This window comes from Yersinia sp. 1652 StPb PI, assembly GCF_041538345.1.
GTDB classification, from domain to species: domain Bacteria; phylum Pseudomonadota; class Gammaproteobacteria; order Enterobacterales; family Enterobacteriaceae; genus Yersinia; species Yersinia enterocolitica_E.
On record NZ_JAULSM010000002.1, the window covers coordinates 101,377 to 127,103 of the forward strand.

Below are 25,727 nucleotides of genomic sequence, written 5' to 3' on the forward strand. Positions count from 1 at the left end.
TTTCCCCTTCCATTAGCGATTTATCGGCGCAAATAGCGTAATAAGCACACCGTTGACAACCCAGCCAGCAGCACCAACAGTAGCCCTAACGCTATCTGTATCGCACCGGCGTGGCGTAATAGCCATTGCAAGCTCAGTTGTGCCTCAGCGTGCTGGTGTGGCTCAGCGGCGATAAACCGATAATTGGCAGGCTGCATCACCACACTAATCTGTGAGTAATCGATACCGGGGATACCATCGCGGATCAGATTTTTAATTTGTGGCTGATAGCTTTGTAAATTGACCTCGGGGGAATACTTGATAAACACTGAGGCGGCGTGGGGAACACTGCTTTTCCCGTCGGTCGGCGCGGGCATGGCAATGGTCACATCAGCATGAATCACCCCATCCATATGGCTCAACATGCTTTCCAACTGCTGTTCTTTCAAATAGACCATCTTGGCCTGCTCTTGGCCAGGTGATGTCACGAGCTGGTTCGACGGAAACAACGTATCCACTGTCGTAAATTTCTGACGCGGAAAACCATGTTGTCGTAGCAGTTCCACTGCATTAATAAACTGACTTTTATCGACACTCAGCCTTACCGTCCCGCCTTTCTCGGACTGCTTTTCGGCTTTAATCTGGTGCAACATCAGCAACGCCAGCATCTGGTTGGCCTCCCCCTCAGAAAGCCCGCTATATAGCTCCATACCACAGCCTGAAAGGGAGACCACCACCAGCAAGAGCGCTATCGCACGCCGCAGGCGTTTCATTGCATATTGACCAGTTTATTGATGTTCTGCCCGAGAACACCGGCCACTTTAGCCGTTAAATCTACTGCTAATGTGGCGTGCATCCATTGCGACTGAACGTCCAATAATTGGGTCGGCGACATCATTGCCGTGTCAGGTTCCACCTGTTGCATTAACTGCGTAAATTTGGCGATTTGTTGCGGCTCACCGGCCGCTGGCTGAAGAGGGGTATTCAACATTGAAGCAGCCTGAATGGCATCAATTTCCATCTGATGATCTCCTTGTTGATAAACAATTGTATACCGTTGCGGTGTTATGCCTTTAGTACCAGAGGCTGCCGCGTTGTTATCGGCAACGCCAATGACGTTGGGTCAGCAGCAGAGATCCCTTGTTGTAGCAACGCCAACATGGCCTGCGCATCTTCGGATTTGGATGTTGCCAGTAACGCCAGTGCTGCCACTCTGTCATTAAGTCCGAATAACAGCATTGCCTCACAGACCAAGCGAACTTGTGGATCCGGTATCAGTTGGGGTAACACATTAAGAATATTTTGGGCTTCTGCCTGTAGGCTGTGATTCACCCCGGCCAAGGCGGCTTCAACCACCAACTGGCGGCATTGTGCTGAAAGTAAGATCATATTTTGGCAATAATCCCACTGGTCATATCTTTAATATTCTTCATCAGCGCACTGCTAAAGTTGATGTAAGACGAATACTGCTGCATGGCAAATTGCATCTTGAGCATATGTTCAGGATCAGAGGGATTACCGGCAGCCATCTGGTTTTGAAAGTCCTGACTTATCTTATGAATACTATTCGTCATTTCGTTCATTAATGCGTTTATATCCATCAAACCTCCTATTCCATAAGTGACCGCATATGCGATGGGCACTGCTGAAAACGGCGACGGAAGCTATCAGAGAAATGCGCGTGATTGCTAAAACCACATTCCATGGCAATATCTGCCACACGCAGCCGTGTAGATAACAACAATTCACAGCCCTTTTTCAAACGTTGATCCAGTAACCACTGCTTCGCAGACATGCCGAATTTTTCATAAAACAGAAAATTCAATTTACGGGTGGAAATACCTAATTCATCGGCATAGCGCGATACCGTCCAGGGATTAAGGCGATTTTGTTCAAAAAACTCCAGTAACTCATTATTGGTACCCACAATTGATTCCAACAATCTGGAGAAATAAACTGAATCCAGACCTAAACAATACAGGTAAAGAAAGCGTAATGATGCTGAGCGCTCAATATCAATTAACTGTTCAGTTGCGTGAATAACATCTTTATTTGCTGGCAATATTTTGTAGCAATCAGATATTTTATGAGGCAAGCGAAATTTATTCGACTGCACCATTTTACTGGCTAAGTTTTGATATATAGGTAAAAGATCTATCGAATGACACAATATTGAAATAAAAGTACTTTGCGAGAAAGAAGATACCGTAGCCAACTCGTGGGTAACAACTAAACTGCCCGCAGGTACCGTATAACACTCTCCGTTGCTACGTAATGTTCCCTCTTGCCGAAATAAAATAAACTGTATTGATTTCATCATATCCCTTAGAGAGTAATTAACCTTATACAAGGTTAACAAATAACACTAAAGAGACTATCCGGCATTCACCCTAAGCGAAATTTGTTTGTATATTATCCTTGATGATACCGATTTTTCGATATGCAGCCCCCTCAGCATGCGTTGCTATTAGTATTTCATTTGCTTCCTGCTCATTACTCCTTAAAACACCCGCTATTTCTTTTCGCTGATCATTATCATTACTTATCCACACCCCTAGCGCACCGGCAGTAATAATACTGGTTATAGAGGCCACTATTGGATTATAGTTTTTAGCAAGTAAACATAAACTGTTGGTAACGACCGGGTGCGTTAGTAGCCCTATACCTGCTAAAGAGGCCACGATACCAACACGAATAAAGTACGATGTGTAGCGCGCGATTTTTTTGCAATTATCGGATGAAGCACCACAGGATTTAGCGAGCATAAAGGCAGCTTGCTGAATGGCATCACTGCCCATGGCGAACCCCTCTTTATTTTTACTGGCACAATTCCAGTTATGGTAGCCGCATGCCAGGTTAGACAGTGATAACATTAAGTTCAACCCAGTAACGATGGCAACCGGGGTCGCCGCCCCGCCACTGCAAATACTCATTCCAACACTGACAGCAAATGAAGCCAGAGAAACCGCCAACTCAACCACATTGATGAAAAACTGTTTTTTGGCTAACTTAACTTTGATATCGTTATTTTTACTAACAATATCTTCTTGAGTATCGAGAACTTTATTTATCGCACAATTAGCATTTGGAACATCTTTGCTCAGAAAGTCATTTGCTATTTCTGCAGGGGTGGAAATAGAGGGTCTCCCCTCGATATTCGAATTAACTACCGCATTCGGCTCAGATGAATTATTAACACACTTAATATTGTCTATTCTATCCATCGCTATCCCCTTTTAAATTTTAGTCATAATATTCGTGTTATTTCATCTATATTTCACTCAATAATCGATTGGCTTTCGTTGCTGTAGACACATACTCAGGATTCAGGTAGCTCATTTCAATGGCGGTTTGTAATGCCTCTCTGGCATCAGCGCCTTTATCCAGCGCACGTAAACAAACAGCCATTTGATATACCGGTTCAGGGTCATTTGCATCCAGTAATAGCGCGGCGGCATAAGCACTCAGCGCCAGAGCATATTCTTGCTGCATTTGCAGAGCGGCGGCCAAAGCCAAATGAAACCGTGGCACTAAGGGGCAACAGACTGTAAGCCAAGAAAAATCACTGATCGCGGCAGTATAGTCATCTGCCAGCCAGGCCTGATAACCCCGTGTATAGCAGGTTTCTACTTCCTGCGGATCAGGTTGCTGCTTAAAATCACTCATTGGGTGCTGAATAATATTCTGTTCTTTCAATACACTATTTATCTTTACACACAGGGACTGGAAATCATCGGCAGAAAAATCGTCCATTGGACCTCCTTTGTTTTATTTATCCGTACTGACATCAAATAGTAGCCAATCATTACCATCGATATTCTTACTGAATGCACCTTTGGCTATTAATATTCGAATAAGTCTACTGCGGATCAACCACAAAGGCTGATTAGCGATATTATTAATAATCAGCATCCTGACTATCGATATATCAGTAATTTCCTCACCTAAATGGAGCAGGAAATTAAATAATGCTAAAAAATTCCCCGGTGTGTTTTTTTCAGTGGAAACCTCCAAAGAACAAATAATTAATTCACGCTGTTCAATACGGTAGATCACCCGGTACTTATCAAATAAAAACTCACTCCCTAATTTGATAGTGCTATTTTCGAAAAAGGCTGTTTGAGTCACACAGCCTTTGCTGAGTAAGTATTGCTCAATGTGCTGAGAGTTAAATTTCATATATCATAATTTCACAGCCATGGAAATATTGTTTATTAGGTTAGTCAAGGTACTGCTAAAGTCCTTGAATCCTTGTCTTACCTCTCCTATTTTATCCTGTATTTCATTGCTATTTTTTGAGTAACTATCAGAGCTAAAACTTTGCAGATTGCTCTCCATGCGCAAGGTTTCCGCCTGACGGGATATATCACCCTCGGCCAGTTTCCCACTACCGGTAATGAATTTCCCAGCAACATCACCAATAGGCGCGCCGATACCGCCCCACCGCGCGCCTGCTCCGGCACTGGCGGCGCTAATTACACCGGACAGAATGGAGCAAACTCCGTTAGAGATGGCTGCGGAGGCTGTTTTATCGATCGCTTCACGCTGATTTTTCATGGCAGCAGCTTTGATATTAAACAGAAGCTCGAATTGTTTCCCACCATAAGCACTCAGTAAATCACGCATTTTTTTAAATAACGCATACATTTGGGAAATAATATCGGAGATATCACTAATGATATTGCCAATACTATTATCTAATTTCCCACTATCATCGACAGCCTGTAGGGCTTTGTCGTTTACTTTTATTTCCTGGCTGATAGGTGTATTCATTATAACCTCATTATATTAATGAACCTGCCACTCTCGTTTGTAGCATGCCGCTTTGATGGATGTTATCGCTTAATTTCTCCAATGTATCTTGTGCGTTCTGAGAGATATCTTTGAGTTGTTTACTTTGCTGCTGTTTATTTCGTTCAACCCATTGATCCATAAACTGCGTGAAGTCCTGATCAAGCATCAATTTTTCAATTTCTTTTTGCAGCCCTCCGTTTTGAATCGCCAACTGGCCACTATTAATCTGCACTAACCCTTGAGTAATTTTTTGCATTATCTGTAAAGGTGAGAGGCTGATATCTTTTATTATTCGCTTAACCATCTCCTTCATAATTTCCTTGGTACATTGGCGAGTAAATTGTTCTGCAGTGAGCGTAGTGCCTTTCTTAATCGCGGTTTGAATCAGATCTTTCGTCACATCGCCTACCAGTTTTTCAACACCAGCGTGGGTAAAAGAGTTAGTGATATTGCGCATCAAGGTCATTTCCGTTTCAGTTATCTGCTTACAGGTATTCTTGGCGAACTGTTCAGTTAACTGTTGTACTTCTTGGTGACTTAGATTCTTCATCGCTTCGGTTAACGCATCAGCCCCGCCCGCTTTTAGCACATCACCCGCCCCTTTGGTCACCGCTCGAGCGGCATTAATCGCGCGGGCGGCTTGAAACAGGTCGATTGCCATAGCAAAGCATTCACAACCGAGTTGAACTTTACCTGCGACATCAATAACTTCCTGACATTTTTCTTTTGAGGCCCCAGCCAGCATCGCCGTTTCAGCGGCGGCCTTAACCAAACCGGCAGTCCCCGCCGCCAAATATGCGACCCCGGAAGCCATTGCCACCGGATCCCCGGTTAACACCCCGGCAGAGAGCTTAATCGCACCGTAAACTATCTCGGCTAAGCCGATGGCCCAATCAAACACCATGTTGAAAATACCGGCTTTGTGAGCTTTATCCGCTTGCTGAACTGCTTTATCTATCTGTTGCTGATACTCATTAACCCGTTTATCGCGTAAAAAAGTCTGCACATCCGTTGCCCGCTCCATCTGCTGGCGGATTGACTTACAGGAATCAGAAAAAAAAACCAGGCTCAGGTTGCCAGCCATCGAGAGGATGAGCTGCATATCTATGCTGCCCAGTTGATCAAGGGAAATCCGGCCACTGCCCCCTGCTTTGGAGCCGGAACGGGGTAAGGCGACCAACAGGCGATCCAAGGCGGCCTGGGCTTTTTGCTGCGTCACCTGGGGTGACGTCATATTCATATCCGCCGAGGGTGATAACCCGGAAATTGCCCACCAATCTGGTATTTTCGCCGCGGCCAAAGGTGTGCTTTTACCTGCGGCTGCCAGTGCCCAATCCGTCTGAGTGTCGGCTTTAAATGCGATACTATTAGGCATGTCTCAACTCCAGTAATATTGCCGCCAGTCCCCGTTCGGCTTGCTGTTGGACTTGAACCTGCTCAGGGTGAGCATGGCACCAGTTCAATGCGGCGCGGAATGCTTTTTCAGCATAAATGGCATTGCCACAAGCGGAATAACACTCCCCAGCGAAACAAGATGGACGAGGATCATCGACCTGAATTTGCCCCGCGCGGCTGAAGCAATAAATCGCCTGATGGAAATCGCCGGTTTGTTGATAACAGGAACCTAATGTTAACCAATAAGCAAAATTCCAATGGTCGAAACGAATCAATATATTTAACAGTTTTTTTGCGCCGTCATATTCTCCGCCGTGACAAAGTTGTACGCTATATTCATATATTAACGTCAAGTCTTGCTCTGACATATTTGCTAACATACGCAGAGAACCGCCGCGCCGCATAAAATTAATAAGTTGATCAGTCGGTTCAATATTCATATCGAATCATCCTTGCGGCCATAACCTGGTTAACAAAGATTGCGGGCAATCGTCGTCAATATATCTTTTAAACCCGTCTGCAATGTACTGATGTTATTAACATTAACGTTATAACTTTGCATGAATTTCTGTAACTGTAATTGTTCTTGAGTCATGGTATCTGACGCGCGGGTCTTTTCATTATCCAATGCCGCTTTTACTGCCTGTAATTGTCCTTTATCCAGTTCTGGCCCATTCTTCTTTAAATACTCATCAATACTCATCTTATCAACTTTGATGCCATGCTCCCGCATAAACTCGATAACTGAATCCGGTAGCGGCTTAGTTGTTTTATCATCCCCTTTAGCCGCTTCGGCAATTACGGAATCAACCTGATTAGCGTTATCCTGTATATCATTGGCATATTTTGATCGGGTGTGCATAGCGTCATAGGAACTTCTGGCAAGTGATTCAAGTACGTCCAGGTACTCATAAAAGGCACTCAATCCCATACTGAAAATATCAGCATGCTCACTTAGATTATTACTCAGATTACTGCCAACATTATTAATGTTTTTGTGAAGACTATTAAATTTATTTTCCAAAACGGAAAAATTAAATTCATTATTGGAAGATTGGTTAACATACGAGGAAGTGTTGTCTGATTTATTTATGCCAGTATTCGCGACCATAGAAATACTCCTTAACTCAAGGTAATAATGATATTTCAGGAAGAGATTAACTACATTGCCTCACCTGAACTTATATTTCTGAGCTGCGTCTCCAGTTGTTTAAACTGTACTTTCATGTTTGCAATAGATACCATCATTTGCGCTTTTTCTTGATTTAAACCATTCGGAAAAGCTTCATTCAAGCGAATTAACGTCTCCCTTGCTTTACTGTCATTTTTGGCTTTTTCTTTCAGTAATTCGATTTGTTGCTGGAAGCCCTTCAACTTTCCTAGGTCAGACAGTAATTTACTATACCGACTGTGTAAGTCCCCTAACATGCTCTGAATAGAATCATTATCATTCATATTGTATTTCCTTATGCACTGATAAATATATAGTATTATTTTGTCTCACTAAGCAGCATCTGTCTTTTATATTAATCCCATCTTTTTCATAAAGTGGCATGATAATTTTTTAATTTCCATAGCGCGTTGACAGCGTTGCTATTATTTTCTCCGCACTACTTAGAGCATGCATCATATTGTTAAGAGTTTTATAATTATCCGGTGTTTGCTGTAGAGACAATTGTTGTGAAATTAATAACTTCCCATTTGCCAACAACGCATTCTTCTGTTGTATTTTTTTCGCGTCATATTTAATAGCGTCTTCCAGTTCAGTAATATGCGACACTCACTCACCTCCTAATCCTTAAAAATCCATGGATATATGTATTAAATTGTTAGATTTTAGTAATGATATGCCTTGCTCTCCAATAAAAATAACTTTATAGCCATTCGCCAGTACCGTCCCTTGCTGTAAGCGTAATCCATTAGCTAATTGCACGAATCCTGAAAGTTTATTTCCGCCATAGCTGACAATTGCAGCAGGAAGAAGCTGAGCAGTTTGATCTGACGTGGGGATATTCTGATACCTCACCGCCAGAAAGTCCGGTTGTTGCCGGGCCAATGCTGTCAACATCTCCATCAGTTGTTGTTGTTGGCTGAGCGACAATATACCGCTGATAATGATTTCCTTATTACTTGGCGCCATGCTGAGATAACCTAATAACCCCAGTTCCCTTAAGCGCTCAACTAATTGTGCAATTTTCCCATCATGGCTATTAATAACCACCCAGCCCTTTAACCCCGCCACTGTCGCCAGTGTTTCCTGAACTTTTAACCATTGCCCCCCCATTTCAATAGCACCATGGATTGTGATATGCCCTGGATGTTTCCCCGTGTCGACCTCTATATCCTGATAGCCATACTGGTGTAATACATCCTTGACGCTACTGAGCAGATGGTCATCACAGACTAATTGATTACGAAAAACAATACGGTTAAGAACCAGGAAATTCTGCAACTTAATCACTGCGGGTGATGAGCTACAGTGACCACTCAAAACAACACTGCCATCTAATAACCAGTTTTCTTTTATCCCCTGTAAAGCGGGTTGCTTTAACTGCTCTGAGAGTTGTGTTGGAATATCAGGAGGAAGATAAGCCAGTAGCGCTTTTGGCTGCTGTATAAACCAGAATATAACTACCGATAGCAGTAACAATAGGATAAATGCCAGTACAGATAAGCAGAGTAATAAGCGTGGCCGAGCACGAGGGATATAATGAATATCACTTAAAATATCGCCCACCTCGCCAACAACCAAGATTAATCCCCCGGTTTCAATCGCCTGTCCGAGTGGGAGTTTCTGTTGTAAATCATGCCGCGCCCCCTTAACCCAGACATCCCCAGATGTCTGCAAAGTTATGTGCTCATCACTTATTCTCAAGGTCAATATTTGCCCCTGAGGTAAGGGTAATAATACGTCGCACTGCTGATCCCCTAGCGTAAACTCCCCCTCAGGTAACATCAGCTCACGCCCATTAAGTTCACCATTTAACAGGCGGAGTTTAAACCGTACTGCCATGCTATTCCCCTGTATTAACCGGTACAGCTTTGATCAGAAATAACCTGACAACACTGTGAGATTGCTTATCAGTGCTGCGAAATAACCCACCTAATAATGGAATATCGCCCAGTAGCGGTATTTTATTTTGCGACTCAATTTGTTTATCCTGGATGAAGCCACCCAATAACAGACTTTGCCCAACACGCAACGTGGCTTGTGTTGAGATATCTGAATTTTGTATTTCCGGTAACGGTTCACTACTGCTTATCGGCGCCTGCTGTTGCCCATCCTGAATGTTAAGATTAAGCAAAACTTCTTTTACACCATCGGCATCAATCATTCTCGGTGTCACTCGCAATAATGACCCAGAGGTGATCGATTCAAGTTTTGCCACTTTATCGCCTTGCAACTTGGTATAAAACGTTACGTTTTTATCCAGTACCGCCTGAATATTATTTAGGGTGACCACCGAAGGGCGTGATAAGACTCTGGCACGTGAATTCTTTTGTAACGCATTCAAGCGAACCATAAAGTTCCCAGTATCACCAATTACAGTGGAGAAACCATCAGCACTATTTTTCCCCGAATTACTATTAAACGAGATACCCGCGCCACCAATGGAAGTGGATGCAGACCAATCGATACCAAGCTGGCTAATATCTCCGGCATCAACATCAATAATGGTCACTGATATTTCTATTTGAACTGGCCGCTGATCCAACTGAGCGATCAAACTACGATAGACCGGCATATTGACCTGGCGATCACGGATAATAATTGCGTTTTGCCGAGGATCAGCCGAGAAAAGAGGCATGCTGGTATGCGCCTCATCTTGTTCTTTTCCTGCAACTAACGGCAGACTATTGCCCTGACTCATCTCGCGCAATACGCTGACTAAGCCCGGTAATTTAACTTGCTGATCACGATACTGATAATTAGAGTCAGCCGCAGAGGCATATTTTAGCTGGAAGACTTTCACTGTTTCTTTATTTTGGTTTTGCTTACGGGCTTGAGACGAAAGCATGTTGCTCAATGTCGTCACCCGTTCAATACAGATAGGAACACCCGTAACCTCAATAGCATCCAGACGAGAAATAGCCTTTATTGCACAGTTTTTTCCTGCGGCTACTCCGCTATGTTGTAGATACTTGATTAAAGTTGTCGTTGATAATCCATCTGGCGATATAAATTCCCTGCGGATGGCTTGAGCTTTGTAAAAATAGAGTATTTCACCATCATAGTACCAGGTAAGATTGTATAGACCGGCTAATTCAGCCAGGATTGCTTCTGGTGTTTTGTCGCGAATCTTCCCACTAAAGTGTTCGTTTATTTCCGGGCTAATGACTACCGGGATACCATAATTCATCCCTAAATCTTTTAATAGGTTAGATACACTCATACCCCGGCTATAAATAAAGAAAGGCTCTCCTTGCCAGGGAATAGCTTGACCATGGGCCAGTGACACTGAAAACAGTAATATTAAACTGGCAAGTTCTTTCATGAGATAGCCTTGCTGACATACTTCTTCGGTTTGGTTAAGACGTTTGCCTGGGAGGTACTCAATGTGGCTACCAAGCCGCTTAAATGCTGAATAACGGCATGAATTTGTTCTAATTTCATCGAGAGTTCTTGATTCTCACCGGCGATCCTCTCGCTATTATCAAGTGTATATCGCCCCCATAACCACCAATTGCCATCGTTAAACTGTAAAGCAAAATCCTGCGTATTCTCCAGCGCCACCAGCATAAGTGCAATATATCGAATAACAGTATTGGATATCATTTTTCTCTCAATAAAAAAAACACCAATACAAATAGAATGATGGTAATCCATCGCTTTGGCAGGAATTCCTTTCAACGTGAATTGAACAATATTAATATCTGATAGATCAATGTCGTTAACTAAGGGTTGTCTCTTCAACATTTCAAGCATCGGCGGTAACTCCTGCATCAGTACGATTTAATTATCCTCCGTAATTAAATATTCGTTATAAGGTAAAAACCTGATTTACTCTTTTTACAGAACTAAATGAATCTATAACGAGCAGTAATGAAATCAGTGTATTTCTTGATATCAAATTTTGGCTGTGGCGTACTAAAAAAAAACAGTCAGGTGACTTTATGGAAAACTCATCATCACTCGTCACTCGATTGACACTATTACTGGGCATGACCTTAATGGCCATATGGCTTATTTCAATTGCGGCCATGGCATTCTTCTCATATGAGGATACCCGCCAACGTTTGGTGAATGAATTAACCCACATGGCATCATTACGCGCAGATTTAAGTAATTACCAATTTGAAGGTGCGGAACGGGACGCAACCGCATTGATCAGTCGCCAGACAAGTTACCAAGCCACCTGGCGATTGCCGATTAGACGTACAGATGATGATCTGAGCGATAATATTCCTTTTAGTTCAGGAATGTGTAATGCCATCCAATCCAGACATGACCTTCGCATTGCTCAGGCTTATGGAACATCTGGTCAAACTTATTATCTCGACAGTTTCACGATTAAAAACAAAGAAGGTATTACCATATTCCGCCCACAGGCGGTATCAAATAACTATTTGAACCAGCGACGTAAAGAATTACTTTTACTGCCAATATTCCCTACCCATGACAATATTTTCTGGGGAATGCCCACGTATAACCCACAACGAGGCTGGCATGTTTCTGTTGCCGCATGTGACCACGCCGGTTCATTAGCTGGGTTCTCATTAAAATTAAATGAATTGGTGACAGATAATCAGCCAGTTGAACAGAGAGATATTAATTTATGGTTGGATAAGAGTGGCGAGTTGTTACCGATATCTCAGCAAAATATACCTTCGCATCAGTTACATGAGATTCTTCGCCAGCTAAAAGACCGAAAGTTACATGATGGTTGGCAACAAACACCTGATTATTTGGTATTAAGAACCCAGTTAAAAGGCCCCGGTTGGCAACAGTTAGTTATTTATCCCCGCGTCGGTTTTGCCTGGGAAGCGGCCAAGCCCGCATTACATCAACTCCCCTTTGCACTGGCTATTTTGCTGCTGCTTACGTTAGTGCTCTCTTTATTACTGCGATATTACCTCGCTATTCCCCTATGGAACTTCATCAATATTATTGGTGCCACCGGCCCGCAAGCGATGGAGCCGCGTTTACCAGTGAAACGCATGGATGAGTTAGGGCAGATTGCTCGTGCTTATAACAACTTGCTAGACACCTTGAATGAGCAGTACGACACCCTTGAAATGAAAGTAAAGGAACGTACTCTGGCACTGGCAAAATCAAAACAGCTGGCCGAACAGGCTAATCGCCGTAAGAGTGTCCATCTAACCACCATCAGTCATGAAATTCGTACCCCTTTAAATGGCACGCTAGGTGCTGTTGAGTTATTACAAAATACCCCACTGACCTGCGAGCAATATCGGTTGGCCGAGACCGCTCGCCAGTGCTCACATTCTTTACTGATGATAGTTAACAACCTGTTGGATTTTTCACGTATTGAGTCGGGGCAAATGGCCTTGTCTCAAGAGAAAACCGCCTTATTGCCCTTATTGGATCAGGCCATGTTAACTATTCATAGCCAGGCCTTGAGTAAAGCCATCACCCTCTCTACTTACGTCAGTTCGGATGTGCCGCTGGAACTGGAGTTGGACCAACAACGCTTAAAGCAGATTCTGGTTAACTTATTGGGCAATGCCGTTAAATTCACGCAATGTGGCCATATTAAGCTCAATGTAGTCCGTAAGGGCCAGCAGCTCTGCTTCACTGTTGAAGATACCGGCTGTGGTATTGATTTGCAGCTTCAACAAGAGATATTCCACCCTTTTGTCCAGACCCATGAGCACGGGCAGGGAACGGGGTTGGGACTAACTATTGCAGATAATCTGGCAAGAATGATGGGGGGCAATATTACACTTTTTAGCCTACCAGACCACGGTAGTCGCTTCTCATTAAGTCTGCCATTTTGTGGGAAAATAGTGCTCAAACCGTTTAAAGGTGAAATATGTGCACCACAGTCATTACATGCTCAATTATCTTCGTGGGGGATAACCTGCCCGCCAGAGGGTAACCAATCAGTACACATGTCGCAGACCCCCTTTAACGATAAAGAGCTGTGCTACCTACCCGGTCGCTTATATAGCAACGTTAAAAAGCATCTTAACGGAGAGAAGCAGCCCGCCTCATCTCAGCAAGAGATACCACATGCTCTCCCACTACAACCTTGGCATATGACCATATTGTTAGTCGATGATGCTGAAACCAATCGAGATATCACCGGCATGATGCTGCGCCAATTGGGGCATCAAGTGACTCTGGCAGAGAGTGGCGAAATCGCACTACGCCTCGGCCAAACGCAGCGTTTTGATCTGGTGCTGATGGATATTCGTATGCCAGGTATGGATGGGCTGGCAACAACCCGCTATTGGCGTGATGATGCGAACAACCAAGATAATCGCTGCATGATTACGGCATTAAGTGCCAATACCAATCCTGAGGAAAAGATAAGGGCCAGTCAGGCGGGGATGAATCATTATCTCTCTAAACCGGTGACTTTCAGCCAACTGGCAGAAGTACTGGATCTGACGGCACAATTCCAGCTCGAACGCGGGGTAACACTCACCCCCCAGTTATCAACACCGAGACCACTATTGAATCTGGCTGACAGCTCATTGCGTCTTAACCTATTACAATCATTGCAACTATTAGTGCAGCAGGGGAGAGAGTCTCTCACCCATACCCCCACGTTATCGCATCAGCTTCACACCTTAAAAGGCTGTGCCGGGCAAGCGGGCCTTACTGAGTTACAAGACGCTGTAATTCAGCTGGAAATAGCAGTCGAAAATCATGAACTCATTACACAGCAAGATATCGATCACCTCGACGAGATAATCCATTTGCTGTTTCAACCGCGGGAGCCCCGCGACACCATTTCAATCGTCAGGTAAAGGGAACAACTTTATGAATACGAAATTACTGATTGTCGACGATCATGAACTAATCATTAATGGCATTAAAAATATGCTGGCAGCTTATCCACGTTATCAGATTGTTGGCCAAGCTGATAATGGGCTGGATGTATACAATTTGTGCCGCCAAACAGAGCCAGACATTGCGATTATAGATCTCGGATTGCCCGGTATGGATGGCCTTGATGTCATTATTCAACTGCTTCGCCGCTGGCCGACGATGAAGATTCTGGCATTAACAGCCCGCCATGAGGAACATCACGCCAGCAAAACGTTAAGCAGTGGCGCACTAGGTTATGTTCTGAAAAAAAGCCCACAGCAAATTCTGCTGGCAGCCATTCAAACGGTCGCGGCGGGTAAACGTTATATTGACCCTGCACTCAATAGTTCTCTGGTTAATAAACTGGCACAAGGTAGCGATGCCCGCCAACCGGTGCTAACGCCACGGGAGCGACAGATCCTAAAACTTATTACCGAAGGTGCCTGTAACCGTATTATCGCAACTCACCTTTCCATCAGCCAAAAAACTGTAGAAACCCACCGCCTTAATATGATGAAAAAACTGGATGTGCACAAAGTCGCTGAGCTTATCCATTGGTCATACCGCTTAGGACTAAATGAATAATGTCACTGGTGTTTTATTGATGATAGACACAAATAAAAACCCCCTATCAGTATCTCACTAATAGGGGGCCTACAAATATCAATGCTCAACTCCAAGCAGCGAATGAATCAGCCCGAATGAACTTATATGAGTAAGTTATTCGGGCCAATACGAATGACTAACATCACCGGAGCATCAAGGGTAAAGAGTATTAGCCTTGGCTAACCGGCGTCTGTTTCGGTGCAAATAACGCTTTCTCATATGCCTTGGCTTTTTTATGGTCAAACTGATGTTCCCACTTAGCAATAACCAGCACTGCTAATGCATTCCCCACCACATTCAGTGCAGTACGTGCCATATCCAGAATACGGTCCACACCGGCGATAAAGGCCAAACCTTCCAGTGGAATACCTACACTGCCTAGCGTTGCTAACAAGACAACAAACGAGACTCCCGGAACACCGGCAATCCCTTTAGAGGTCACCATTAAGGTTAGGACCAGAATGATCTCTTGCCCAATGGACAGCTCGATACCATATAACTGGGCAATAAATATGGCGGCAATACTCTGATAAAGGGTAGAACCATCTAAGTTGAAGGAATAGCCCGTCGGAACCACAAAGCTGGTAATCGATTTTGGCGCGCCATAGGCTTCCATTTTCTCGATGATTCGCGGCAATACAGTTTCTGAACTGGCGGTAGAGTAAGCTAAAATCAGCTCATCTTTCAAAATTCGAATCAAGGTCCAGATCCGTAATTTACATAATCTGGCAACGGTGCCCAGCACGACCAGTGCAAAAAATAGAATCGCGGCGTAAACCAAAATAACCAGCTTGGCCAATGGAATAAGCGAGGCAAAACCAAAATTGGCAACCGTCACCGAGATCAAGCCAAACACCCCGATAGGCGCATAGCGCATAATCATATGAGTGACTTTGAACATGCTTTCAGAAATTGCTTTAAACACATTCAACAGTGGCTCTTTGGTTTCTTTTGGCAATGAAGACAGCCCTAAACCAAACAACACTGAGAAGAAGATAATTGGCAACATATCGCCTTTCGCCATGGAAGCGAAGACGTTGGCAGGAATGAGCGACAATATAGTGCTCACCAGGCTGTGGCTACCACTTTGTACTTGCTCAGTGGTCTTTTCATACTGGGAGATATCGACCACCGTCAATGCCGACATATCAATGCCGTGCCCCGGTTGAAACACATTCGCCAAGGTGATCCCAACAATAATGGCGATGGTAGTGATAACTTCGAAATAGATAATGGTTTTCAGGCCAATTCGCCCAAGCTTCTTCGCATCACCAACACCAGCAATACCCACGATCAAGGTCGAAATAACTATCGGTACAACAATCATTTTAATTAAGCGGATGAAGATATCACCTGCCGGACTTAAAATATTACTAACTAACCACTCTCTGGATTCAATTTGATTATGCAGAACCGCACCAACCAAAATACCTAATACCAGCGCAATGAGTATTTGCCAGGCCAGACCTATTTTTACACTTTTCATACCCTAAAAATTCCTCAAAGCATCCTATAAAATGCAAGTTACCAAGCATTTCAAATAGAATACTTAATCATTAAATACGGGGCTATAGTTGATAAAACGTATGGTTCAGCCTCCCGCCAGCCGACCACGTTATAAATCAGTATCATTTCTGGACACTCTTCTGCAAGCCTTGTTTACACTAAGCCCACATGATGCTGAGGCATAACTTCAGCCCCAAAAATCTTTAAACCACAGTAAATATTTGTTATTAAAATAATAAAATCCATCAGAGACAAATAACATCGCAACTGTCTGTATAAAAAATAAGCTAAATTAAATTACGTGATAAACTCTCATTGTGTTTTATTTTTTGACTTATTTTGTTTTTATTTTGTTAAATTCGGCCGTTTTAATTCTCCGCTTATTCTGGAAGTTTCGCAACCAAAGTCGATTTTTTTCAGCGAAATGAGAGAAATTTATTCAAATAGAGAAAATAATAAATTGCATATTTATTCCATTGGGCTTTGTATTTATATATTCATATTCTCAGTTGATATATATATGTAATTCTAATTACAGTAAGATATAAAAATATAAATTTCCCGATGATTGTAAATTGATTTTTAATTTTTTGGTTAACAACTACTATTAAATTGCATTAGTCACGCTACGTTAGTACTTTTAGTGACATTCCCCCTTCAATATTCTTATTTCACGCTAGAAATGAGCTGATCTGCACATTTCCTTTCCTTTATTGCATGATCACAAGGCGCGTCTCCTATCATTAAGATATCGATTCACCACGCAGCACATTAAGTAAGTCTCTAAATCAACATCTTTTATGCGTGATCTGCCGCCCAAAAAAGAAACAAAACGGCCCTCCACACTATAATTAACTTTTGATTGACATATTATTAACAATCTCAAGGAGAACTATTATGAGCCAAATACATAAACACCCTATTCCAACTGCAATTGCAGAGCATGCCCTGATAAACCCTGAACAATATCAGCAATATTATCAACAATCTGTGCAGAACCCAGATGAATTTTGGGGCGAACATGGCAAGATTATTGATTGGATTAAACCGTATAAAACGGTTAAAAACACCTCCTTTGACCCCGGTCATATCAGCATCCGCTGGTTCGAAGATGGCACACTGAATCTTGCAGCTAACTGCCTTGACCGTCACCTGGCAGAGCGTGGCGATCAAACCGCAATTATTTGGGAAGGTGATGATCCTAACCAATCAAAAACCGTCACCTATAAACAGCTTCACCACGATGTATGCCAGTTTGCTAATGTGCTGAAAAAACTGGGCATCAAGAAAGGTGATGTGGTTGCAATCTATATGCCGATGGTGCCAGAAGCCGCTGTTGCTATGCTGGCCTGCGCGCGTATTGGCGCCGTGCACTCTGTTATTTTTGGTGGATTCTCACCTGATGCCGTTGCTGGCCGAATTATCGACTCTAACTCAAAACTGGTGATTACTGCCGATGAAGGCATTCGTGCTGGTCGCGCAATTCCACTGAAAAAAAATGTCGATGAAGCCTTAAAAAATCCAGCTATCACCAGTATCAAAAATGTGGTCGTCTTCCAACGTACTGGCAATGCCAGCTATTGGAAAGACGGGAGAGATTTGTGGTGGCATGACCTGATAAAAGAAGCCTCCACCGACTGCCCGCCAGAAGAGATGAATGCCGAAGACCCACTGTTCATCCTTTATACCTCGGGTTCTACTGGCAAACCAAAAGGGGTTTTACATACCACCGGCGGTTATCTGGTTTATGCCGCGTTGACCTTTAAATACGTTTTTGATTATCACCCCGGCGATATCTACTGGTGTACCGCAGACGTTGGTTGGGTCACCGGCCACAGCTATTTGCTGTATGGCCCACTGGCTTGCGGTGCTATTACTCTGATGTTTGAAGGTGTTCCTAACTATCCAGGCGTCAATCGCTTGGGTCAGGTTATCGATAAACATCAGGTTAATATTCTGTATACCGCCCCTACCGCCATTCGTGCCTTAATGGCCGAAGGTGACAAAGCCATCGAAGGGACAAAACGCGACTCCCTACGCATTATGGGTTCAGTTGGTGAACCTATTAACCCGGAAGCATGGGAATGGTATTACAACAAGATTGGTAACAGTAAATGCCCGATTGTTGATACCTGGTGGCAAACTGAAACGGGCGGTTTCATGATAACGCCACTGCCAGGAGCCACAGAGTTAAAAGCCGGTTCAGCTACTCGCCCCTTCTTTGGGGTACAGCCAGCGTTGGTCGACAACTTAGGTAACCTGCAAGAAGGTGCAGCCGAAGGCAATCTGGTGATAACCGACTCTTGGCCGGGTCAGGCCAGAACCTTATTCGGCGATCATGACCGTTTTGAGCAGACCTACTTCTCAACCTTTAAAGGCATGTATTTCAGTGGTGATGGCGCTCGTCGTGACGAAGATGGCTACTACTGGATAACCGGCCGCGTCGATGACGTACTTAACGTTTCAGGTCACCGCCTAGGGACCGCTGAAATTGAATCCGCATTGGTTTCACACCCGAAAATTGCCGAAGCTGCCGTCGTCGGGGTCCCACACAGCATTAAAGGGCAAGCTATCTATGCCTACATCACGCTGAATCACGGTGAAGAACCGACACCAGAGCTGTATACCGAGGTGCGTAATTGGGTGCGTAAAGAGATTGGCCCAATTGCGACCCCAGATATTTTGCACTGGACTGATTCACTACCAAAAACCCGTTCAGGCAAGATCATGCGCCGTATTCTGCGCAAAATTGCGGCTGGCGATACCAGCAACTTAGGGGATACCTCAACACTGGCCGATCCGGGCGTAGTGGACAAATTACTGGAAGAAAAACAATCAATGCAAACACCGTCGTAAATTGTGCCGCCTACCGGCGGCAAACTTAATTAATGCCTCAAAGGAGAGACTCTGATGAATGACAGCATTTATCAAGAGATTGAAAATAACCCGCGTTTCAAAGAGTTGGTGCAAAAGCGTGGCCGCTTTGCCTGGACACTGTCGCTCATTACCCTAGCGCTGTATGTCGGTTTCATTTTCCTTATTGCTTTCGAACCACAATGGCTCGGTACCCCGCTATATGCAGGCTCCAGCATTACTCGCGGCATACCCGTTGGTGTGGGGTTGATCGTTATTTCTTTTGTTCTTACAGGTATTTACGTTATTCGTGCTAATGGCGAGTTTGACCGTCTGACGGCAGAAATTCTTCGTGAGGTGAAGCAATGAAGACTCGCCATTGGTCCGTACTTTCCTTACTGACTCTGCCTGCGCTGTCACAGGCAGAAGCAATTACCGGCGAAGTTCATCGCCAGCCGCTCAATATTCAAGCGATCATTATGTTCGTATTGTTTGTTGGCGCGACATTATATATTACCTACTGGGCATCAAAGCGTACCCGTTCCCGGGGTGATTATTATACCGCTGGCGGGCGCATAACCGGTTTCCAAAATGGTTTGGCCATTGCTGGGGACTTTATGTCTGCGGCATCATTTCTGGGTATTTCCGCGCTGGTTTATACCTCTGGCTATGATGGCTTGATTTACTCCATCGGCTTTCTAATCGGCTGGCCAATCATTCTGTTTTTAATTGCCGAGCGGCTGCGTAATCTGGGTCGCTATACCTTTGCTGATGTGGCTTCTTATCGCTTGAAACAAAGGCCGATAAGAACATTATCTGCCTGTGGTTCGTTAGTGGTGGTCGCTTTATATCTGATAGCTCAAATGGTCGGTGCCGGTAAGCTGATAGAGTTGTTGTTTGGCTTGAACTACCACGTAGCCGTGGTGTTGGTGGGCATCCTGATGGTACTGTACGTCTTGTTTGGCGGCATGTTAGCCACAACGTGGGTACAGATTATCAAAGCGGTGTTACTGCTGGCGGGTGCTTCATTTATGGCCATTATGGTTATGAAGTCGGTTAACTTTAACTTCAATACCTTATTCAGTGAGGCCATTAAAGTTCACCCTAAAGGCTTGGCGATCATGAGCCCTGGAGGGCTAGTCTCTGACCCAATATCAGCATTGTCGCTCGGCTTGGCATTAATGTTTGGTACCGCAGGCTTACCACACATTCTAATGCGTTTCTTTACGGTAAGTGATGCCAAAGAAGCCCGCAAGAGCGTGTTCTATGCCACTGGCTTTATCGGTTACTTCTACATATTGACCTTTATTATTGGTTTTGGCGCAATCCTGTTGGTCGGCCCGAATCCAGCCTTTAAGGATGCGGCGGGGGCACTGCTTGGCGGTAATAATATGGCAGCAGTGCATCTAGCTGATGCCGTGGGGGGTAGCTTCTTCTTAGGCTTTATCTCGGCAGTTGCTTTCGCAACTATTTTGGCGGTGGTTGCCGGTCTGACATTAGCGGGGGCATCTGCTGTTTCTCATGACCTTTACGCCAGTGTCATCAAGAAGGGTAAAGCAAATGAACGCGATGAACTGAGAGTTTCTAAAATCACAGTGGTTATTTTAGGGTTTGTGGCAATCGGCTTGGGGATTTTGTTTGAGAAGCAAAACATTGCTTTCATGGTAGGTTTGGCATTCTCCATTGCCGCCAGTTGTAACTTCCCAATCATCTTTATTTCAATGTATTGGGATAAACTGACCACGCGTGGTGCAATGATTGGTGGCTGGTTGGGGTTACTGACTGCGGTGATCCTGATGATTTTAGGCCCAACTATCTGGGTAACCATTCTAGGACACGCAAAACCAATTTATCCATATGAATACCCGGCATTATTCTCAATGATAGTGGCATTTGTCGGGATATGGTTCTTCTCCGTCACTGATAATTCAGAAGAGGGTAAGCAAGAACGTCTGCGCTTTAAAGCACAGTTTGTCCGTTCACAAACGGGGTTGGGCGCCTCTCAAAGTAGCTCTCACTGATCGTATTTGGTGGATAAAAGGCCCCTCGGGGCCTTTTTTATGGCTTCAACCAGCGGTCTAACCAAGGGAAAACCACATCTTGCTGCTCTTGGTAAAATACGTGCCCCAACGCGGGCCAGCTACGAGTGACTAAGCGTGATTCCGCATTTTGTGACCGCCAGATTGCATGCACTTTACTGTAAGCCTGCTCGACCGCATCCGATGGGAACAATTTATCTTTCCCGCCGTTAAAAAGAAGCATCGGTTTTGGTGCCGCTAAGCTGGCAATATCAGGGAAATCCAACTTATTGGCAATACCAGGGTGGAGCATGTAAAAAGCGGATTGCCCACGAAGTACATTATTACCTGGGGTCATCAAACCTTGATAGTTACCAAACCAAGAGATAGCCGCAGTGGCCGCGACCTTATCCGATAATGCAGCTAACTGCCAGGCACGATACGCTCCCATAGAAAATCCAAGAGCACCAATACGTTGGCGGTCAACTGATGGAAGTGTCGCCAGAAAATCAACCGTTCGTATATCTTCATAAGCCATCGTGCCCGCTAATGAACGGCCAAGATTAAAGAAGTTACTGGCTAAGGCCTGCTGTTGCTCATAGCTGATAGGGCCTCTATCACCCCAGCCAATAGCATCAATAGAAAGCACGACATAACCACGTTTTGCCAACTCATCGCCAATGAATTTACCGCTAAAGAATTTATCCGACCAAGCCTGCGCTGAGGCAAGCTGTGCGCTATCGCCCCAAGGGCGGATCATTTTCTCTTTGCCAATATCAAATTTAGACCCATGGTCATGCAAAAGAACAATCGCCGGATGAGGGCCTTTGCTTTTCGGTGTTAATAGCAAGCCTTGGACACGGCTTTCATCTGTGATGTTTAATGCTATTTTTTCAGCAATATAGCGGCCACGATCCTGCTGATCTATTTTCTCTGCTGAAAATGCAATTGTTGAGTCAGGGGTGAGCAATGCTTGTCGGAAGATCTTTCTGGTGTCGCTTTTCCACTGTGCAAAGTCAGTGTATCTCCCTGCCAGCCATGAACTTTGATAAGTCATCTGTTTTTTTAGCTGTGGATAAAATACTGGCAGATTATTTTCAGTAATAGCTTCTTTTTGATACGTCACAGGACTGGCCTGTGCTGTTGCGGCAGTAAGTATCGCTGACAGGGCGAGCGAACAGACAAATAGACCGGCATTCATTCAAACCTCACAATCAAAACATCGTTTCAATTTTTGATTGAATGATTTTAAGGTAAAAAAGGTTATTTTCTGTGGCGAGGGTTATAAAAATGACAGAAAGCACAAAGAAAAGGTTATTCAATGTTCAAACTGCATGTCATGCTCGAGTCGAACCTGTACACCAGACAAACAAAAAAGGCCACCCGTTAGGGTAGCCTCTTTTGCTTGTTTGATGCCTGGCAGTGTCCTACTCTCGCATGGGGAGACCCCACACTACCATCGGCGCTACGGCGTTTCACTTCTGAGTTCGGCATGGGATCAGGTGGGACCACCGCGCTAAGGCCGCCAGGCAAATTCTGTCTAAACTAAACCCGCTATGCAATACTACACACAGCCAGCCAGCCCAATCTCGGAACTTCGCTGAAAATATCAATCTTTCAAATCTAAAACACCTTTGGTGTTGTAAGGTTAAGCCTCACGGATCATTAGTACTGGTTAGCTCAATGCATCGCTGCACTTACACACCCAGCCTATCAACGTCATAGTCTTTAACGTTCCTTCAGGGGGCTTAAAGCCCCAGGGAAGACTCATCTCGAGGCAAGTTTCCCGCTTAGATGCTTTCAGCGGTTATCTCTTCCGAATTTAGCTACCGGGCAATGCCATTGGCATGACAACCCGAACACCAGTGATTCGTCCACTCCGGTCCTCTCGTACTAGGAGCAGCCCCTCTCAATCTTCCAACGCCCACGGCAGATAGGGACCGAACTGTCTCACGACGTTCTAAACCCAGCTCGCGTACCACTTTAAATGGCGAACAGCCATACCCTTGGGACCTACTTCAGCCCCAGGATGTGATGAGCCGACATCGAGGTGCCAAACACCGCCGTCGATATGAACTCTTGGGCGGTATCAGCCTGTTATCCCCGGAGTACCTTTTATCCGTTGAGCGATGGCCCTTCCATTCAGAACCACCGGATCACTAAGACCTACTTTCGTACCTGCTCGAGCCGTCACTCTCGCAGTCAAGCTAGCTTATGCCTTTGCACTAACCTCACGATGTCCGACCGTGATTAGCTAACCTTCGTGCTCCTCCGTTACTCTTTGGGAGGAGACCGCCCCAGTCAAACTACCCACCAGACACTGTCCTCACCCCGGATCACGGGGCCGAGTTAGAACATCAAACATTAAAGGGTGGTATTTCAAGGTTGGCTCCATGCAGACTGGCGTCCACACTTCGATGCCTCCCACCTATCCTACACATCAAGGCTCAATGTTCAGTGTCAAGCTATAGTAAAGGTTCACGGGGTCTTTCCGTCTTGCCGCGGGTACACTGCATCTTCACAGCGAGTTCAATTTCACTGAGTCTCGGGTGGAGACAGCCTGGCCATCATTACGCCATTCGTGCAGGTCGGAACTTACCCGACAAGGAATTTCGCTACCTTAGGACCGTTATAGTTACGGCCGCCGTTTACTGGGGCTTCGATCAAGAGCTTCGCCTTGCGGCTGACCCCATCAATTAACCTTCCAGCACCGGGCAGGCGTCACACCGTATACGTCCACTTTCGTGTTTGCACAGTGCTGTGTTTTTATTAAACAGTTGCAGCCAGCTGGTATCTGCGACTGGCTTCGGCGCCGGGAGCAAGTCCCATTACCTAATGCCAGCGTGCCTTCTCCCGAAGTTACGGCACCATTTTGCCTAGTTCCTTCACCCGAGTTCTCTCAAGCGCCTGAGTATTCTCTACCTGACCACCTGTGTCGGTTTGGGGTACGATTTAATGTTACCTGATGCTTAGAGGCTTTTCCTGGAAGCTTGGCATCAACTACTTCACCACCGTAGTGGCTCGTCATCACACCTCAGCGTTGATAAGCAACCGGATTTACCAAGTCACTCCGCCTACATGCTTAAACCGGGACAACCGTCGCCCGGCTAGCCTAGCCTTCTCCGTCCCCCCTTCGCAGTAACACCAAGTACAGGAATATTAACCTGTTTCCCATCGACTACGCTTTTCAGCCTCGCCTTAGGGGTCGACTCACCCTGCCCCGATTAACGTTGGACAGGAACCCTTGGTCTTCCGGCGTGCGGGTTTTTCACCCGCATTATCGTTACTTATGTCAGCATTCGCACTTCTGATACCTCCAGCAACCCTCACAGGTCACCTTCAACGGCTTACAGAACGCTCCCCTACCCAACAACACCTAAGTGTCGCTGCCGCAGCTTCGGTGCATGGTTTAGCCCCGTTACATCTTCCGCGCAGGCCGACTCGACCAGTGAGCTATTACGCTTTCTTTAAATGATGGCTGCTTCTAAGCCAACATCCTGGCTGTCTGTGCCTTCCCACATCGTTTCCCACTTAACCATGACTTTGGGACCTTAGCTGGCGGTCTGGGTTGTTTCCCTCTTCACGACGGACGTTAGCACCCGCCGTGTGTCTCCCGTGATAACATTCTTCGGTATTCGGAGTTTGCATCGGTTTGGTAAGTCGGGATGACCCCCTAGCCGAAACAGTGCTCTACCCCCGAAGATGAGTTCACGAGGCGCTACCTAAATAGCTTTCGGGGAGAACCAGCTATCTCCCGGTTTGATTGGCCTTTCACCCCCAGCCACAAGTCATCCGCTAATTTTTCAACATTAGTCGGTTCGGTCCTCCAGTTAGTGTTACCCAACCTTCAACCTGCCCATGGCTAGATCACCGGGTTTCGGGTCTATACCTTGCAACTAGACGCCCAGTTAAGACTCGGTTTCCCTACGGCTCCCCTATTCGGTTAACCTTGCTACAAAATATAAGTCGCTGACCCATTATACAAAAGGTACGCAGTCACACCACGAAGGTGCTCCCACTGCTTGTACGTACACGGTTTCAGGTTCTATTTCACTCCCCTCGCCGGGGTTCTTTTCGCCTTTCCCTCACGGTACTGGTTCACTATCGGTCAGTCAGGAGTATTTAGCCTTGGAGGATGGTCCCCCCATATTCAGACAGGATGTCACGTGTCCCGCCCTACTCATCGAGTTCACAGCAAGTGTGTTTTGGTGTACGGGACTATCACCCTGTACCGTGCGACTTTCCAGACGCTTCCACTAACACACAAACTGATTCAGACTCTGGGCTCTTCCCCGTTCGCTCGCCGCTACTGGGGGAATCTCGGTTGATTTCTTTTCCTCGGGGTACTTAGATGTTTCAGTTCCCCCGGTTCGCCTTGCATGGCTATGTATTCACCATGCAATAGTGCAACGAATTGCACTGGGTTTCCCCATTCGGGTATCGTCGGTTGTAACGCTTCATATCAGCTTACCGACGCTTTTCGCAGATTAGCACGCCCTTCATCGCCTCTGACTGCCTAGGCATCCACCGTGTACGCTTAGTCGCTTAACCTCACAACCCAAAGGTGTTTTTCGTTA

The 25,727-nt window shown here is 45.2% G+C and carries 24 protein-coding genes and 2 rRNA genes; 5 read left to right on the top strand and 21 right to left on the bottom strand.

Annotation, left to right across the window (positions count from 1 at the left end):
* Positions 1-20: 20 nt before the first annotated feature.
* The 17 genes from ssaJ to Q2T71_RS17130 all read right to left on the bottom strand — a co-directional run bounded on the left by ssaJ (position 21) and on the right by Q2T71_RS17130 (position 11,095).
* Entirely contained in the window at positions 21-752 is a 732-nt protein-coding gene (gene ssaJ / locus Q2T71_RS17050; RefSeq protein ID WP_372559982.1) for an EscJ/YscJ/HrcJ family type III secretion inner membrane ring protein SsaJ, read from the bottom strand.
* Positions 749-1,000: a type III secretion system inner rod subunit SctI gene (sctI, locus tag Q2T71_RS17055; RefSeq protein ID WP_372559983.1), complete on the bottom strand. Its 252-nt coding sequence runs from the start codon at positions 998-1,000 to the stop codon at positions 749-751. Before sctI ends, ssaJ begins: the two co-directional genes overlap by 4 nt.
* A 44-nt stretch (positions 1,001-1,044) precedes the next feature.
* Entirely contained in the window at positions 1,045-1,368 is a 324-nt protein-coding gene (locus tag Q2T71_RS17060) for an EscG/YscG/SsaH family type III secretion system needle protein co-chaperone (protein WP_372559984.1), read from the bottom strand.
* Entirely contained in the window at positions 1,365-1,580 is a 216-nt protein-coding gene (gene sctF, locus Q2T71_RS17065; protein WP_372559985.1) for a type III secretion system needle filament subunit SctF, read from the bottom strand. The genes Q2T71_RS17060 and sctF overlap by 4 nt, the downstream gene beginning before the upstream one ends.
* Positions 1,581-1,588: 8 nt before the next feature.
* The gene (locus tag Q2T71_RS17070; protein ID WP_372559986.1) at positions 1,589-2,296 is read right to left on the bottom strand and encodes a helix-turn-helix transcriptional regulator; all 708 of its coding nucleotides are present in this window, start codon (positions 2,294-2,296) and stop codon (positions 1,589-1,591) included.
* A gap of 73 nt (positions 2,297-2,369) precedes the next feature.
* The gene (locus Q2T71_RS17075) at positions 2,370-3,203 is read right to left on the bottom strand and encodes a hypothetical protein (RefSeq protein ID WP_372559987.1); all 834 of its coding nucleotides are present in this window, start codon (positions 3,201-3,203) and stop codon (positions 2,370-2,372) included.
* 46 nt (positions 3,204-3,249) lie between these two features.
* Complete coding sequence (locus Q2T71_RS17080; protein ID WP_372559988.1) at positions 3,250-3,732, bottom strand: SycD/LcrH family type III secretion system chaperone; 483 nt, start codon at positions 3,730-3,732, stop codon at positions 3,250-3,252.
* 15 nt (positions 3,733-3,747) lie between these two features.
* A complete protein-coding gene (locus tag Q2T71_RS17085) occupies positions 3,748-4,158 on the bottom strand; it encodes a pathogenicity island 2 effector protein SseE (protein WP_372559989.1) in 411 nt (136 codons plus the stop codon).
* 3 nt (positions 4,159-4,161) lie between these two features.
* Entirely contained in the window at positions 4,162-4,752 is a 591-nt protein-coding gene (locus Q2T71_RS17090; RefSeq protein ID WP_372559990.1) for a chemotaxis protein, read from the bottom strand.
* Between the two features lie 10 nt (positions 4,753-4,762).
* A complete protein-coding gene (gene sctE / locus Q2T71_RS17095; protein ID WP_372559991.1) occupies positions 4,763-6,148 on the bottom strand; it encodes a type III secretion system translocon subunit SctE in 1,386 nt (461 codons plus the stop codon).
* Positions 6,141-6,608, bottom strand: a complete 468-nt coding sequence (locus tag Q2T71_RS17100; protein ID WP_372559992.1) for a SycD/LcrH family type III secretion system chaperone — start codon at positions 6,606-6,608, stop codon at positions 6,141-6,143. The genes sctE and Q2T71_RS17100 overlap by 8 nt, the downstream gene beginning before the upstream one ends.
* 29 nt (positions 6,609-6,637) lie before the next feature.
* Entirely contained in the window at positions 6,638-7,279 is a 642-nt protein-coding gene (locus Q2T71_RS17105; protein WP_372559993.1) for a chemotaxis protein, read from the bottom strand.
* Positions 7,280-7,329: 50 nt separating this feature from the next.
* On the bottom strand, positions 7,330-7,623 hold the full coding sequence (locus tag Q2T71_RS17110) for a chromosome partitioning protein ParA (protein WP_372559994.1): 294 nt from the start codon (positions 7,621-7,623) through the stop codon (positions 7,330-7,332).
* Positions 7,624-7,732: 109 nt separating this feature from the next.
* Positions 7,733-7,948, bottom strand: a complete 216-nt coding sequence (locus Q2T71_RS17115; protein ID WP_372559995.1) for an EscE/YscE/SsaE family type III secretion system needle protein co-chaperone — start codon at positions 7,946-7,948, stop codon at positions 7,733-7,735.
* A gap of 18 nt (positions 7,949-7,966) precedes the next feature.
* Positions 7,967-9,181 carry a type III secretion system inner membrane ring subunit SctD gene (sctD, locus tag Q2T71_RS17120; protein WP_372559996.1) on the bottom strand — a complete coding sequence of 405 codons (1,215 nt, stop codon included), beginning with the start codon at positions 9,179-9,181 and terminating at the stop codon, positions 7,967-7,969.
* A 1-nt stretch (position 9,182) separates the two neighbouring features.
* A complete protein-coding gene (locus Q2T71_RS17125) occupies positions 9,183-10,664 on the bottom strand; it encodes an EscC/YscC/HrcC family type III secretion system outer membrane ring protein (RefSeq protein ID WP_372559997.1) in 1,482 nt (493 codons plus the stop codon).
* Entirely contained in the window at positions 10,661-11,095 is a 435-nt protein-coding gene (locus tag Q2T71_RS17130) for a hypothetical protein (protein ID WP_372559998.1), read from the bottom strand. The genes Q2T71_RS17125 and Q2T71_RS17130 overlap by 4 nt, the downstream gene beginning before the upstream one ends.
* A gap of 188 nt (positions 11,096-11,283) precedes the next feature.
* Here Q2T71_RS17130 and Q2T71_RS17135 point away from each other — a divergent pair, with 188 nt between their 5' ends.
* Together Q2T71_RS17135 and Q2T71_RS17140 are read left to right on the top strand one after the other, a co-directional pair.
* On the top strand, positions 11,284-14,106 hold the full coding sequence (locus Q2T71_RS17135) for a two component system sensor kinase (protein ID WP_372559999.1): 2,823 nt from the start codon (positions 11,284-11,286) through the stop codon (positions 14,104-14,106).
* Between the two features lie 13 nt (positions 14,107-14,119).
* Positions 14,120-14,752, top strand: a complete 633-nt coding sequence (locus Q2T71_RS17140; protein ID WP_372560000.1) for a two component system response regulator — start codon at positions 14,120-14,122, stop codon at positions 14,750-14,752.
* 190 nt (positions 14,753-14,942) lie between these two features.
* On the opposite strand, the gene gltP is transcribed toward Q2T71_RS17140, so the two are convergent.
* Positions 14,943-16,259, bottom strand: coding sequence for a glutamate/aspartate:proton symporter GltP (gene gltP, locus Q2T71_RS17145; RefSeq protein ID WP_372560001.1), 1,317 nt, complete (start codon positions 16,257-16,259; stop codon positions 14,943-14,945).
* Between the two features lie 917 nt (positions 16,260-17,176).
* On the opposite strand from gltP, the gene acs reads away from it, so the two are divergent.
* Genes acs through actP form a run of 3 tightly spaced genes read left to right on the top strand, consistent with a single transcriptional unit; the run spans position 17,177 to position 21,153 of the window.
* Complete coding sequence (gene acs / locus Q2T71_RS17150; protein ID WP_372560002.1) at positions 17,177-19,135, top strand: acetate--CoA ligase; 1,959 nt, start codon at positions 17,177-17,179, stop codon at positions 19,133-19,135.
* 54 nt (positions 19,136-19,189) lie between these two features.
* Positions 19,190-19,501 carry a DUF485 domain-containing protein gene (locus Q2T71_RS17155; RefSeq protein WP_372560003.1) on the top strand — a complete coding sequence of 104 codons (312 nt, stop codon included), beginning with the start codon at positions 19,190-19,192 and terminating at the stop codon, positions 19,499-19,501.
* On the top strand, positions 19,498-21,153 hold the full coding sequence (gene actP / locus Q2T71_RS17160) for a cation/acetate symporter ActP (RefSeq protein WP_372560004.1): 1,656 nt from the start codon (positions 19,498-19,500) through the stop codon (positions 21,151-21,153). Before Q2T71_RS17155 ends, actP begins: the two co-directional genes overlap by 4 nt.
* A gap of 37 nt (positions 21,154-21,190) precedes the next feature.
* Here the strand turns inward: actP and Q2T71_RS17165 are convergent, their stop codons facing one another.
* From Q2T71_RS17165 to Q2T71_RS17175, 3 genes are all read right to left on the bottom strand, one after another.
* Positions 21,191-22,351, bottom strand: coding sequence for a dienelactone hydrolase family protein (locus Q2T71_RS17165; RefSeq protein WP_372560005.1), 1,161 nt, complete (start codon positions 22,349-22,351; stop codon positions 21,191-21,193).
* Between the two features lie 213 nt (positions 22,352-22,564).
* Positions 22,565-22,680 (bottom strand): 5S ribosomal RNA (gene rrf / locus Q2T71_RS17170).
* Positions 22,681-22,794: 114 nt separating this feature from the next.
* A 23S ribosomal RNA gene (locus Q2T71_RS17175) occupies positions 22,795-25,701 on the bottom strand.
* Positions 25,702-25,727: the final 26 nt, after the last annotated feature.

Excerpts from the sequence above, each read along its gene's own strand:
- ssaJ (WP_372559982.1), bottom strand. The coding sequence starts at position 752 with ATGAAACGCCTGCGGCGTGCGATAGCGCTCTTGCTGGTGGTGGTCTCC.
- sctI (WP_372559983.1), bottom strand. The coding sequence starts at position 1,000 with ATGGAAATTGATGCCATTCAGGCTGCTTCAATGTTGAATACCCCTCTT.
- Q2T71_RS17060 (WP_372559984.1), bottom strand. The coding sequence starts at position 1,368 with ATGATCTTACTTTCAGCACAATGCCGCCAGTTGGTGGTTGAAGCCGCC.
- sctF (WP_372559985.1), bottom strand. The coding sequence starts at position 1,580 with ATGGATATAAACGCATTAATGAACGAAATGACGAATAGTATTCATAAG.
- Q2T71_RS17070 (WP_372559986.1), bottom strand. The coding sequence starts at position 2,296 with ATGAAATCAATACAGTTTATTTTATTTCGGCAAGAGGGAACATTACGT.
- Q2T71_RS17075 (WP_372559987.1), bottom strand. The coding sequence starts at position 3,203 with ATGGATAGAATAGACAATATTAAGTGTGTTAATAATTCATCTGAGCCG.
- Q2T71_RS17080 (WP_372559988.1), bottom strand. The coding sequence starts at position 3,732 with ATGGACGATTTTTCTGCCGATGATTTCCAGTCCCTGTGTGTAAAGATA.
- Q2T71_RS17085 (WP_372559989.1), bottom strand. The coding sequence starts at position 4,158 with ATGAAATTTAACTCTCAGCACATTGAGCAATACTTACTCAGCAAAGGC.
- Q2T71_RS17090 (WP_372559990.1), bottom strand. The coding sequence starts at position 4,752 with ATGAATACACCTATCAGCCAGGAAATAAAAGTAAACGACAAAGCCCTA.
- sctE (WP_372559991.1), bottom strand. The coding sequence starts at position 6,148 with ATGCCTAATAGTATCGCATTTAAAGCCGACACTCAGACGGATTGGGCA.
- Q2T71_RS17100 (WP_372559992.1), bottom strand. The coding sequence starts at position 6,608 with ATGAATATTGAACCGACTGATCAACTTATTAATTTTATGCGGCGCGGC.
- Q2T71_RS17105 (WP_372559993.1), bottom strand. The coding sequence starts at position 7,279 with ATGGTCGCGAATACTGGCATAAATAAATCAGACAACACTTCCTCGTAT.
- Q2T71_RS17110 (WP_372559994.1), bottom strand. The coding sequence starts at position 7,623 with ATGAATGATAATGATTCTATTCAGAGCATGTTAGGGGACTTACACAGT.
- sctD (WP_372559996.1), bottom strand. The coding sequence starts at position 9,181 with ATGGCAGTACGGTTTAAACTCCGCCTGTTAAATGGTGAACTTAATGGG.
- Q2T71_RS17125 (WP_372559997.1), bottom strand. The coding sequence starts at position 10,664 with ATGAAAGAACTTGCCAGTTTAATATTACTGTTTTCAGTGTCACTGGCC.
- Q2T71_RS17130 (WP_372559998.1), bottom strand. The coding sequence starts at position 11,095 with ATGCTTGAAATGTTGAAGAGACAACCCTTAGTTAACGACATTGATCTA.
- Q2T71_RS17135 (WP_372559999.1), top strand. The coding sequence starts at position 11,284 with ATGGAAAACTCATCATCACTCGTCACTCGATTGACACTATTACTGGGC.
- Q2T71_RS17140 (WP_372560000.1), top strand. The coding sequence starts at position 14,120 with ATGAATACGAAATTACTGATTGTCGACGATCATGAACTAATCATTAAT.
- gltP (WP_372560001.1), bottom strand. The coding sequence starts at position 16,259 with ATGAAAAGTGTAAAAATAGGTCTGGCCTGGCAAATACTCATTGCGCTG.
- acs (WP_372560002.1), top strand. The coding sequence starts at position 17,177 with ATGAGCCAAATACATAAACACCCTATTCCAACTGCAATTGCAGAGCAT.
- Q2T71_RS17155 (WP_372560003.1), top strand. The coding sequence starts at position 19,190 with ATGAATGACAGCATTTATCAAGAGATTGAAAATAACCCGCGTTTCAAA.
- actP (WP_372560004.1), top strand. The coding sequence starts at position 19,498 with ATGAAGACTCGCCATTGGTCCGTACTTTCCTTACTGACTCTGCCTGCG.
- Q2T71_RS17165 (WP_372560005.1), bottom strand. The coding sequence starts at position 22,351 with ATGAATGCCGGTCTATTTGTCTGTTCGCTCGCCCTGTCAGCGATACTT.